At 47.7% G+C, this 12,319-nt stretch carries 12 protein-coding genes; 9 read left to right on the plus strand and 3 right to left on the minus strand.

The window, feature by feature from the left end:
* Nucleotides 1-90 precede the first annotated feature (90 nt).
* Nucleotides 91-714: a TetR/AcrR family transcriptional regulator gene (locus BLU97_RS04415; protein ID WP_074760444.1), complete on the plus strand. Its 624-nt coding sequence runs from the start codon at nucleotides 91-93 to the stop codon at nucleotides 712-714.
* Nucleotides 715-1,218: 504 nt separating this feature from the next.
* Here BLU97_RS04415 and BLU97_RS16415 read toward each other — a convergent pair.
* Nucleotides 1,219-1,287: a DUF4113 domain-containing protein gene (locus tag BLU97_RS16415; protein ID WP_074760929.1), complete on the minus strand. Its 69-nt coding sequence runs from the start codon at nucleotides 1,285-1,287 to the stop codon at nucleotides 1,219-1,221.
* A gap of 76 nt (nucleotides 1,288-1,363) precedes the next feature.
* Nucleotides 1,364-2,863 (minus strand): DUF4301 family protein, encoded by a 1,500-nt coding sequence (locus tag BLU97_RS04425; protein ID WP_074760445.1) that lies wholly within the window; start codon nucleotides 2,861-2,863, stop codon nucleotides 1,364-1,366.
* A gap of 108 nt (nucleotides 2,864-2,971) precedes the next feature.
* Between BLU97_RS04425 and BLU97_RS04430 the strand changes: the two genes are divergently transcribed.
* A complete protein-coding gene (locus tag BLU97_RS04430; protein WP_074760446.1) occupies nucleotides 2,972-5,044 on the plus strand; it encodes a RelA/SpoT family protein in 2,073 nt (690 codons plus the stop codon).
* Nucleotides 5,045-5,061: 17 nt separating this feature from the next.
* Nucleotides 5,062-5,358, plus strand: coding sequence for a hypothetical protein (locus tag BLU97_RS04435; protein WP_139208800.1), 297 nt, complete (start codon nucleotides 5,062-5,064; stop codon nucleotides 5,356-5,358).
* Here BLU97_RS04435 and BLU97_RS04440 read toward each other — a convergent pair whose 3' ends face one another.
* Nucleotides 5,359-6,339, minus strand: a complete 981-nt coding sequence (locus BLU97_RS04440; RefSeq protein ID WP_074760448.1) for a GNAT family N-acetyltransferase — start codon at nucleotides 6,337-6,339, stop codon at nucleotides 5,359-5,361.
* Nucleotides 6,340-6,474: 135 nt separating this feature from the next.
* On the opposite strand from BLU97_RS04440, the gene BLU97_RS04445 reads away from it, so the two are divergent.
* The 6 genes from BLU97_RS04445 (at nucleotide 6,475) to BLU97_RS04470 (ending at nucleotide 12,299) form a co-directional block, all read left to right on the plus strand.
* A complete protein-coding gene (locus tag BLU97_RS04445) occupies nucleotides 6,475-7,002 on the plus strand; it encodes a nitroreductase family protein (protein ID WP_074760449.1) in 528 nt (175 codons plus the stop codon).
* 27 nt (nucleotides 7,003-7,029) lie between these two features.
* Nucleotides 7,030-7,548, plus strand: a complete 519-nt coding sequence (locus tag BLU97_RS04450; RefSeq protein WP_074760450.1) for a KdsC family phosphatase — start codon at nucleotides 7,030-7,032, stop codon at nucleotides 7,546-7,548.
* A 33-nt stretch (nucleotides 7,549-7,581) separates the two neighbouring features.
* Nucleotides 7,582-8,151, plus strand: coding sequence for a Maf-like protein (locus BLU97_RS04455; RefSeq protein ID WP_074760451.1), 570 nt, complete (start codon nucleotides 7,582-7,584; stop codon nucleotides 8,149-8,151).
* A gap of 6 nt (nucleotides 8,152-8,157) precedes the next feature.
* The gene (locus BLU97_RS04460; RefSeq protein WP_074760452.1) at nucleotides 8,158-8,958 is read left to right on the plus strand and encodes a DnaJ domain-containing protein; all 801 of its coding nucleotides are present in this window, start codon (nucleotides 8,158-8,160) and stop codon (nucleotides 8,956-8,958) included.
* 112 nt (nucleotides 8,959-9,070) lie between these two features.
* The gene (locus BLU97_RS04465; RefSeq protein WP_074760453.1) at nucleotides 9,071-10,894 is read left to right on the plus strand and encodes a transporter substrate-binding domain-containing protein; all 1,824 of its coding nucleotides are present in this window, start codon (nucleotides 9,071-9,073) and stop codon (nucleotides 10,892-10,894) included.
* 13 nt (nucleotides 10,895-10,907) lie between these two features.
* Nucleotides 10,908-12,299, plus strand: a complete 1,392-nt coding sequence (locus BLU97_RS04470) for an SLC13 family permease (protein WP_073043020.1) — start codon at nucleotides 10,908-10,910, stop codon at nucleotides 12,297-12,299.
* Nucleotides 12,300-12,319 lie beyond the last annotated feature (20 nt).

The raw sequence follows: 12,319 nt of genomic DNA on the forward strand, positions 1-12,319 counted from the left end.
CTGAAATACGACCGCAAAAATACAAAAAACTATTGAAAAACATTTTAGTTTTTAGATTTTTTTGTAACTTTGCCCCCAAATTGGAAGATTATGCAAGAAATAAAAGACATTTCGGACTACAAATTAAACTTAAAGGCAAGGATACCCGATGTAGCCATGCAGCTTTTTACCGAGCGAGGCATCAGCGCCGTGAGGATGGATGATGTGGCGCAGGCCATGAGCATATCAAAGCGTACTATCTACGAACTGTATGATAAAAAAGAGGATTTGCTGTTCGAGGTGGTTGTAAAGCACTTCAAGCAGCGTATGGATCGCATGGAGCAGGCTGTGAGTCATTGCACTAACGTGATGGAGATACTGCTCGAGGTATATCACATGAAGGTGAGCGACTTTAAGAAAAACAATCCCCTGTTCTTTACCGAGATGGTCAAATATCCTCAGGTAAAGAAGTTCCTCGACGAGCAGAACAATCTTATGCGCGATAGCAGTTATGGCTTTATTCAGCGTGGTGTCGAAGAGGGCTACTTCCGTGCCGACTTGAACTATCAGATGGCTGTGTTGCAGTTCGATGCCATGGGCGAGTATATCATGCAGAAAGAGCTCTACCGCCAATATTCCATCGAGGACATCTTCCGCAATCTCGTGTTTGTATCCCTCCGGGGGCTCTGTACCGACAAGGGCATCAAAGCCATCGACGAGATGCTGTTCCAATAAACAGCAATACAATAAATCATCCTTGTTCAAAGCGATAGGGATGTTTTTTTTGTATTGTGTCTTATTGTAAGAATCTGGTTTGTTAAAATCTTTCTTTTCCTTAAAACCTCTTCCTTAGTCGTGCTTGAGCGGGTGTAGCCATCTAAAATTTTCTGGTAGGCCTACTAAAAATTTTTCTATGGCTTGAACGCTCAATTTTGTTGCCTTTCAACAATATTGCAAAGGTACAAATAATATTTGAATTGCGCAAATATTTTGGTAATTATTTTCTAATTTTTTTAGCTTTGGACTTTGGACTTTGGACATTGGACATTTTAATTTATCAAATTCAAATACTGCCATATAAGATATTATATATATTATAATATATATAATATTAATAATTCAATATCAAAATCTACAATAATCTATATAATAGGCATCCAATGCAAATGCAAAAACATTAATGTCCAATGTCCAAAGTCCAAAGTGATTGTTCGATTTGGTGATGATTTGATTCAAGTCTCATTCCGCTTCAGGGATATCACTCCACTTGGTGGTGTAGCTTGGACTGCGGAAGTAGTGCATCGTCATGCTTTAGCTCCTAAAATAAACAATAAATCCCCGCTCTTCATGAACAGGGATTTGTTATTATGTTTAACGATATTGTTTACTGATGCTGTTCGCGCAGCAGGTCGTTAACGGTCTTAACGGGATTGAAGGTGCCCAGGGGAACCTCGACAAATACGGTGCTCCAGTTGCTCATGGCACCATTCCAAAGGCCTGGCAACTCGAGGGCCTTGAGCTCTTTACCAGCCTTTGACTTTGATGAGATGAAGCCTGTGGTCTTATCTACAAAGTCGGGCAGGTTGAATGGACGGCCCTGATAGTCCTTAACGGCGCAAACCAAATCAACGGGGTTGAAGTGGGTGCCCTGGGTGAACATCTTCATGTAGGCCTCGTTGTTGGTGTCGATCTGACTGCTCTCGAGAATCTGCAGACTAACGGTACCATCCTGGTTGTAGGTAAGGAATGGGCCGCCACCAGGCTCACCTACATTCTTAACGACACCGCACACACGCATGGGGCGATTAAGCTTGCTGCGCAGGTAAGCGGCATCTACCTTATTATTCTTGGCATCGGTACACAGGCTGTTGGCTACGAATGCGGCAATCTCCTGCAGCTGAGCCTCGCTGGCGCCTGCATCCAGCACCTTGAGGTACTCGAAGGCCTGCTTCTGCAGGGTTACCAATACGCCTGCCAGTACCTGCTTCCACTCTACAGTCTCGGGTTTCAAACGGTCGGGTACTACGTTGTCGATATTCTTAATGAAGATGACGTCGGCCTCGATCTCGTTGAGATTCTCGATGAGGGCACCATGACCGCCTGGGCGGAACAACAGACTGCCATCCTCGTTGCGGAATGGGGTGTTGTCGGGGTTAGCGGCAACGGTATCGGTTGAGGGCTTCTGCTCTGAGAAGGTGATATCGTACTTGATGCCGTATTTCTGTGCAAAGAAGTCGGCCTTCTCGGCAACCTTGGCCTTGAACAGCTCCATGTGCTCGTGACTGACGGTGAAGTGTACGTGAGCCTCGCCGTTGGATGCTGCATAAAGGGCACCCTCTACCAGATGCTCCTCCATTGGTGTGCGTGCACCCTCGGGGTACTTGTGGAACAGCAGCAAGCCCTTTGGCAGCTGACCGTAGTTCAGTCCCTCGGCCTTGAGCATGTTGGCTGCTACAGCCTTATAGTTGCCCTCGGCCATCAGGGCCTTGATGCCTTTGCCCTCGTTCTTCAGGCAAACGGCGTCGAGTGCCTCGAAGAAGGCGAAGTTCTCTATCTGGTCGAAGTATTTCTTCTCAAAGTCGGTGGTGGGCACATCGTAATCGGCATCAACAAATGCAAACATGTTTTTGAACATACGACTGGCGGCACCGCTGGCGGGCACAAACTTTACCACGCGCTTGCCTGCTGCCTTGTAATCGTTCCATGCGGCAACCAGCTTCTGGCGCTCGGCTGCGTCGGGAGCAATAATACCGTTACCGATACCTGCTGCTGACTCCAGCTTCAGGAATGGGAAACCTGTCTTAAACTCGTTCAATTGGTTTTCGATCTGCTCCTTGGTAATACCTTTCTGAGCAATCTGCTTCAAGTCTTTCTCCTTTAACATAATAAAAATGGTATTTAGTCAATAAACTACGGCAAAAGTAACCATTTTTTTCGAAAAATGCGAATTAATTCAAAGAAAAATGTATCTTTGTGGCAAAATTTGGAAATTATGGCGGAAAAATTCGCATTTACATACGAGGAAAGAAAACGAATGGCATCGCAGACGGCCGAGATCCTGACTGAGGAAATCGGTTTGAAAGGCGATGCAATACAGGCTGTGCAGCTGATACCTGAATTAGAGGCGGGAAACATTACGCTGGAAGAGGTAGGGCAGAAGTACGGCGAATCGGTGTCGCGTATATTACATGGACTGAAACGTATAGAGCAACTGTACGATAAGAACCCGGCGGTGGAGAGTGAGAATTTCAGGAATCTGCTGCTTTCGTTTGCCGAGGATATGCGTGTGATACTGATTATGATTGCCTATCGCGTGAACCTGATGCGACAGATTCGCGATACGGAGAACGTGGAGGCAAAGCTGGAGGTATCGCAAGAAGCGGCTTATCTGTATGCCCCGTTGGCGCATAAGTTAGGACTCTATAAGCTGAAGAGCGAACTGGAGGACCTGTCGCTGAAGTATATGGAGCACGATGCCTATTACCATATTCGCGAAAAACTGAGTGCTACCAAGGCGGCACGTGATGCTTATATAGACAGGTTTATTAAGCCTGTTGAGCAGAAGATGATGGAGGCGGGTATCCGTTGCCATATTAAGGGTCGTACCAAATCAATCCACTCTATCTGGCAAAAGATGAAGAAGCAGAAGTGCCCGTTTGAGGGTGTGTACGATCTGTTTGCCATCCGAATTATTATCGATTGTCCGCTGGAGCAGGAGAAAATGCAGTGCTGGCAGGCTTACTCGATTATTACCGATATGTATCAGCCTAACCCTAAACGACTGCGCGACTGGCTGTCGGTACCCAAATCGAATGGCTATGAGAGTCTGCACATTACTGTGTTGGGACCAGAGCAGAAGTGGGTTGAGGTACAGATACGTACCGAACGTATGGACGAGATTGCCGAACGTGGTGTGGCTGCCCACTGGCGCTATAAAGGCGTGAAGGGCGAGACAGGACTGGACGAGTGGCTGACAAATATCCGTACGATGCTGGAGCATGCCGACGGACTGGATGCGATGGACCAGTTTAAGATGGAACTGTACGAAGACGAGGTGTTTGTGTTTACACCTGCAGGCGATTTGTGGAAGTTCCCCGTAGGTGCTACGGTGCTTGATTTTGCCTATCATATCCACTCGAAACTGGGCAACCAGTGTACGGGTGGTCGCATTAGCGGAAAAGTGGTACCGATACGTTACGAACTGAAGAGTGGCGATCAGGTTGAAATCCTGACATCGGCTAACCAGAAACCCCGACAGGAGTGGCTGAATATCGTGAAGACCTCGCGTGCCAAATCCAAGATACGTTTGGCGCTGAAGGAAACCCAGGTTAAGGACGGACTGTTTGCCAAGGAGATGCTGGAGCGTAAGTTCCGCAACCGTAAGATTGAACAGGACGATAGCATCATGTTTAACGTGATCCGTAAGATGGGTTACAAGGAGGTGAGCGACTTCTATAAGGCCATTGCCGATGGTGTGCTTGATACAAACGATGTGCTTGATAAGTTCTTGGAACTCAGAGAAAAAGAGACTGTTGTTACAGGAGATAATCAAGCGCGTTCGGCTTCGGAATTCGAACTCGATGAGTCGAAGATTGCGGGGTTGAATCAGCAGGTGAACGATGACGTGCTTGTGATAGACCGCAACCTGAAAGGCTTGGATTACCAGCTGGCAAAATGCTGTTCGCCTATCTATGGCGACGATGTGTTTGGCTTTGTTACCGTTAATGGCGGTATCAAGATTCATCGTTGCGATTGTCCGAATGCCCCCGAGTTGCGCCGCCGTTTTGGCTATCGTATCGTTAAGGCCAAGTGGAGTGGTAAGGGTTCGTCGCAATATAGCATCGCCCTGCGTGTGATTGGTAACGACGATATCGGTATCGTGAATAATCTTACCAGTATCATCTCGAAGGAAGAGAAACTGGTGCTGCGTAGTATCAATATTGATAGTCACGACGGTTTGTTTAGTGGTAATATCGTGGTGATGCTCGAAGATACTTCACGCCTGGAGGCGCTGATTAAGAAGCTGCGTACCGTTAAGGGTGTAAAACAGGTAGATAGAATATAATGATGATAGATGCAAGTATGAGTAAAAAACTATTGTATGTTGCGGTTGGTATATTGCTGCTGTCGGCTTGTCGTGGTCGATCTCAGTCGCAGAAGTATGTTGAGGAGGAAGTTGAATATCATCCATTGGTGACTGATTCGGCAGCAATCGACTCGATTAATAGTGCTGGTATGGTAGATGTGGATGCCGCTATGGAGTATCCCGAAATGCCGTCCGACCAAAGAATCAACATGAAAGCCAACGATGATGAGATTAAGGATATAATCGATGGTACTGGTGATGGTGATATGACCAAAGAGGAGGGTAATTACTGATTACTCGCGATAGATCCAAGCCAAAAGTTTATTCACCCATCTGATGGAGAAACGGAACCATCGGTAGGTGCTTTGCTCCTTGCCGCCGAAACGTAATATGAATTCGCGGTAAGGATTTTTGTGGAAAGGCAGTCCCACATCCATGAATCGCATATGTTGATAGCCCTCGTTGTAGGCGTGCTTCATCACATCCCACACCACAATGGTGTCGGGGTGTAGGGCATGGAATGTTTTGCGCCTGAAGGCCGAATACCATAGGTAGGCATCGCCCTGACTATATACGCAGGCGGCACAGGCTATCACTTTCTCGTGATATTTGGTTACAAACAGATTGCCGTTCTGGCCCTCCATCAGTTCGCGGAAGAAAATGTCGTCGGGGATATAGCGTTTGGGCTTCAGGATATGGTGCTTGCGTAGCAGTTTCGAGAAAGCCTTAAAGTCGTGCTCGTTGCTGACTATCTCGGTTCTTGCACCTCGTTCGTGGGCGTGATCGATGCGTTTCTGCAGCTTGGGGGTGATACGCTCTTCGGGGGCGTGGCGATGCAGCGAATTGTGTATCGACATCCAGTTTACGGGGTAGTAGCCGTTCTCGCGCAAAACCTTATAGCCAAACATCTTGGTGCCCAGGTTACTCATCTCCATAAACAGTACGCGTTTGTTAAGCTTGTGGGTTAGCGCACTCAGCATCCGGTCGAACAGCTCGTCTTTCTTATAGCCGCAGTCTTCGTCGTACACGCCTTCGCCTAATATCCGACAATGTATCAGCAGGAATGGCGGCAGTATCAGAGTACGGTATCTCACAATGCCCAGCATGTGGCACAGTTCGCGGCCTGATTCATCGTTGATTACCACCATATAAGGGCGCTGGCGCGGGGCGGTCTCGCATACTTCCATCAGCTCCTGACTGTGGAAATAGCTACCCTGGCGCAATGTTGGCATGCCTTTGGATTTGGTGTATATGGTAGTAATCAGTTGGTTCATGGTGCAAAAATACGTTTTTTTAGGCACGGATTTCACGGATTACGCTGATTTTTAAAGAAAATTATTATTAATCCGTGTTAATCTGCGTAATCCGTGCCAAATTTTATATATCTTTGCACAAAAAATTGTGAGAATATGACAAGTTTTAAAGATTTGGCGCAGCTGCGCCGCAGCCATCGCAAGTTCTCTGATAAGGAGGTTGATCCCGAACATCTCAAGCTTATTCTGCGTGCAGGGTTGATGTCGCCCACATCAAAGAGTCAGCGTGCCTGGCAGTTTGTAGTCGTAGATGATAAGATGGATCTCGAGAAATTGGCTGATGCCAAGAATATGGGTTCTCAGTTTCTGAAGGATGCCCCAGTGGCTATTGCCGTTCTGGGTGATCCCATGCAGAATGATTGTTGGGTAGAGGATGGTTCGATTGCTACTATCTCTATGCAGTATCAGGCCGAAGAACTGGGATTGGGTTCTTGCTGGATTCAGATGCGAGGTCGCGGATTGAGCGACGGCACCACAGCCGACGAGGTGATTCGTGGCGTGCTGGGTATTCCCGATAACTACAATTGCTTGTGCATTCTTGCCATAGGTCATTGGACTGATGAGCGCAAGCCTCAGGACGAAGAGAAACTGAAGTGGGAAAACGTTCACCTGAACAAATTTTAAAGTTCAAAGATCAAAGCTCAAAGTTCAATGATTAACTACGATTTAAATAAAATCAAAGCCATCATCTTTGATATTGATGGCGTGCTGAGTGCCGAGACTATCAATCTGAGTGCTGATGGCACACCGCTACGTACGGTGAATATCAAGGATGGTTATGCCATCCAGTTGGCCATGAAGTTAGGCTTGCGTATTGCCATCCTTTCTGGTGCAAGGGTAGATAGTCTGCGTGTGCGCTACGAGGGTCTTGGTGTTGAAGATATTTACCTGGGTTGTGCCGTTAAGATTGCCACATATGATGAGTTCCTGGCCATTTATGGCTATACCGACGAGGAGGTGATGTATATGGGTGATGATATCCCCGATTTGGAGATTATGCGTAGGGTAGGATGCCCTGTATGCCCCAATGATGCATGTGCTGAGATTCGTGAGGTGAGTGTGTATGTGTCAGATCGTGATGGCGGTTATGGCTGTGGTCGCGATGTGATCGAACAGGTATTGCGTGCCCAGGGTAAATGGGTGATGAATGCTAAAGCATTTGGATGGTGATGGACATTGAACATTGAACATTGAACATTGAAAATGGACAATTATAGATATATTCTGGCGAGTAATTCGCCACGTAGAAAAGAATTGTTGGCAGGATTGGGTCTGGATTTCGAGGTGCGTGTGATTGATGGCATCGATGAGTCGTACCCCGAAACTTTGCCTGCAGCCGAGGTGGCACAGTATATTGCTGAGAAGAAGGCTGCTGCTTACAAGCCTACACTCGAGACTGGTGAGCTGATTATTACGGCTGATACGGTGGTGATAGTGGGCGATGATATTTTAGGTAAGCCTCACGACGAGGCTGATGCCGTACGTATGCTCCGCGAAATTAGTGGGCGTACCCATCAGGTTACAACAGGCGTTTCGCTGCTCACCGCTACCAGTCAACGTTCGTTTTCGGTTACTACCGATGTGACCTTTAAACAGCTTACCGACAGCGAGATACAACATTACGTTAAATGTTATCGTCCGTTTGATAAGGCTGGTGCCTACGGCATTCAGGAGTGGATAGGTTATATTGGTGTTACAGGACTTAACGGCAGTTATTATAATGTGATGGGCTTGCCCGTGCAGCGCATTTATACCGAACTGCAAAATATGTAAAATAATATGGCTGCAGGAAAATGGATTGGCGGATTTGCCGGCTGGATGGCCGGTGGTCCACTTGGTGCGCTGGCAGGCTATCTGCTTGGTTCGCTATTTGATACTATGCTGAATGGGGTGAATACCCCCGAAAACTCAGGTACCTGGCAATCGTATAACGAGAGCTACCAGCAGGCTTACCAACGGCAACAGCAGCAAGGACAGCGTAACAGTTTTATGTTCTCGCTCCTGGTGTTGTCGTCGTATATAATCAAGGCTGATGGTAAGGCCATGCATTCCGAGATGGAACTGGTTCGACAGATGTTGCGCCAGAACTTCGGTAATGCTGCCGTACAGCAGGGTAACGAGATATTAAACCGACTTTTTGAGGAGCAGAAACGCGAAGGCTGGCAGCAGTTCAAGCAAACGGTACGCGACTGCTGTGCACAGATGAGCCGACAGATGGACTACTCGCAGCGTTTGCAGCTGCTTAACTATCTGGTGATGGTGGCTAAGGCCGATGGTAATGTGCCCCAGAGTGAGATTACAGCGCTGAAAGAGTGCGCCCAGTGGATGGGATTGCATGCTAACGAGGTCGACTCGATGCTGCACCTTGAGGGTGGTAGTCTTGAGGATGCCTATAAGGTGCTGGGCGTGAGTCCTGATGCAAGCGACGATGAGGTAAAGAAGGCCTACCGCAAGCAGGCTTTGCAGCACCATCCTGATAAGGTGGCTGCTCTGGGAGAGGATGTACGAAAGGCTGCCGAGAAGAAATTCCAGGAGATAAATGCCGCCAAAGACCGCATTTGGAAGGCACGTGGACTTTAATTTGCCGCATTTCTACCTCTAATTTGCTACTTTTTCAAGAAAAAGTTTGGAGGTTTAAAGTTTTTTTTCTACTTTTGTACCCATCAAGCATAAAGCTTGAGGTTGATAATTTATGAAGCTGAGACTGATTAACATTCTACTTATATTAACGTTTGCCCTTAAGGTAAATGCTAACAATCTCGGCTATTCTGATTCTAAGCCTTTGATTCTCGGAATCGATCAGGACTATCCGCCATTAGAGTATGTTGATGAAAAAGGAAAACCTAGTGGCGCCGATGTGGAATTCTCGAAGATTCTGATGAAGCGGATGAACATCCCGTTTAAGTTTGCACCTAACACATGGGGAGCTATTGCAAACGATATCTTAGGTGGTAAGGTTGATTTGGGTATGATGGTTTATTCGCCTTATCGCAAGGATGTTACCAATTACTCGCGTGCCGTGATCAGACTGTACTACCAGTTGGTAACTCGAAAGGGTACCAAGAGGAACTACGGACTGCGCGACATGCACAATGTAGAGGTGGCGCTGATGGCCAGTAGGCCCGTACGCGACACGCTGCAGAAGATTGGTGCACGACTGGTGATAGTAGATGACCTGACCAAGGCGATGAAGGAACTGTCGGCAGGCAAATACGATGCGGTGGTATGCTATCGTTATCAGGCTAAGTATCTGATAGGCAAGTATAAACTGCAGAATCTGGAGCAGGAAGACCTGACGCTGACACCACGCGAATACTGCTACGCAAGTAGCAACAAAAAGTTGATTAATGCTATCGACAAGGAATTGGATAAGATGGAGGAAGAGGGCCTGATGGACGAAGTGTATGGCAACGTGGCTTCGACATTCAATGGCATTATCATACCGCGATGGGTATATATCGCCATTGTGGCATTTGTGATTGTGGCGCTGCTGGCTGTGATATTAAACCAGATGCATAACACGCGCCAGCTGAAGAAGGCGCTGGATACAGCCCGTGAAAACGAGGAGAAAGCTAAAGCCAGCGAGGAAAAGGCACGCCAGAGTGAGGAGGTGGCACGTGCTAATGCCGAGAAGGCTAGGGAGAACGAGGCTATTGCTAATGCTAATGCCGAAAAGGCCAGGGCCAGCGAGGCAGAGGCACAGCGTATTGCCGATGTGGCAAAGCGCAATGCTAAGGAGGCCGAACATAATGCTATGGTAGCCAGTCAGAATGAGGCAAAAGCTCGCGAGGCAGCTGAAGCTGCCCGAAAGAGCGAAGAACTGAAGGATATCTTCCTGGGTAATATGAGTCACTCGCTCCGTACACCGCTGAATGCCATCATCGGATTCTCGGATCTGCTGATGACGATGGATGATAGTGCTTTGCCACCCGAGGAGCGTGCCAATCTGTTGCAGCTGATTAATAAGAACGGACTGGAACTGCTGCACCTGATTAACGAACTGTTATCGTTAAGCGAGGTTGAGGGTGATACTCAGCTGTTTAAGCGCGAGGTTACCGATGTGGATTACGAAATGGGACAGTATGCCTCAGAGATTCGTATGCAGCTGAAAGATGGTGTAACCCTTGAGGTGATTGAACCTATCGACGGTTTGCGTGCGCTGGTTGACAAGAAGCTGATGCGAATTGTAACCATGCACCTGCTTGAGAATGCCATGCAGCATACTACTGAGGGTAAGATCACCCTGTCTTACTACCTGAAAGAAGGCGGTATGTATGTAGAGGTGAAGGATATGGGTGAGGGACTGCCCGAGAAACTGAAACAGAATATATTCGGACTGTTGGCCGACAAGAATACATATACCCACGACGAGAATCAGGATAATCCAGGATTGGGACTGAGTGTTTGTAAGGCCATTATCGACCGATGCAACGGAAAAATAGGTGCGCGCGATAACACAGAAGACGGCAGAGGCACAATCTTCTGGTATTGGACGCCAACTGAGATATTAAACTAGGAGGCATAGGGAAATGACACTAATCATCGTCATATTACTATTGTTAGGTTACGTTGTGATTGCCACAGGCCATACAACGGGTGTAAACAAATCGGCTATTGCCATCTTTATCGGCACCGTGGGGTGGGTGGTATACATCTGCTACGGCACCGATTTCGTTATGCAGCGCCATGCCCAGGATTACTGGGAGTTCTTAGCAGGAAGCTTGCCGTCGAGCGAGGCCGTTAAGTACTATATATATAATAATGTATTTCTTTATTATGTAGGTCGTGCTGCCAGCATTGTGATGTTCCTGCTGGCTACCATGAGTATTGTTGAGATTCTGCATAACAATGGTTGCTTTGATTTCGTTACCAAGTGGATCAGAACCCGTAACTCAAAGCGCCTGTTATGGACCATCACATTGGCTACTTTTATTCTGTCGGCTAATCTCGACAACCTTACTACGGCTACCATGATGCTGGTTATTATGCATAGCATTGTGCAGAACCGTCGTCAGCGTATGCTGATAGGTGCTGCCATTGTGATTGCTGCCAACTGTGGTGGATGCCTGACGGTGATTGGCGATCCTACCACTCTGGTACTGTGGGGCGACGAGGCTATCACAGCCACCAACTATTCGTCGTATCTGGCCCTGCCAGCCCTCTTGGCTTGGATAGTACCTACCATACTGATTAACCGCGAACTGCCTGAACGCCTGGATACCCAGTGGGCACCTATGCCGTTTCGTGGCGACGATACCAATCTGTTGCCTTGGCAGCGTGTGGTAATGCTGTTTGTAGGTATCGGTGGTTTGTGGTTTATCCCTACCTTCCATACCATCACCAAACTGTCGCCATTCCTTGGCGCCCTGTGTGTGCTCAGCATTCTATGGGTGGTAAACGAGGTGATGAACCGCAAGCTGAATAGTGCCGACCAGATGATGCAGCGCCTGACACCACGTTCGGTACAGTACGGCTCGTTACAGCAGATACTGTTTGTGATGGGTATCATGCTGGCGATGGGTGTGGTAACCGAAACAGGCGTGTTTGGCGATGTGGCCGAGTGGATAGATGATACCGTTCACAGCGTATGGGTACTCGGTATCGTATCTGGTTTCCTCAGCGGTATCGTTGATTCTTTCACCATCGCCATGAGCGATATCTCACTTTATCAGATAGCCGATGCTGCACTTGTTGGTTCGTACGACGAGAATTTCGTAACCAATGGCGCCTACTGGAAGATTATCGCTTTCTGTACCGCCGTAGGTGGCTGTCTGCTCAGCGTTGGTTCGGTTAGCGGACTGGCCCTGATGAAGATGGAGCACATGCGTTTAGGCTGGTATATTAAGAACCTGACGCTGAAGGTGCTGGCAGGTATGCTGGTAGGCTTGGGTGTGCTGTGGATTGAGTTGAATTATGTATAACTAAACAATTATAGTAGTAA

The organism is Xylanibacter ruminicola (assembly GCF_900107775.1).
In the GTDB taxonomy this organism is placed as follows: domain Bacteria; phylum Bacteroidota; class Bacteroidia; order Bacteroidales; family Bacteroidaceae; genus Prevotella; species Prevotella ruminicola_C.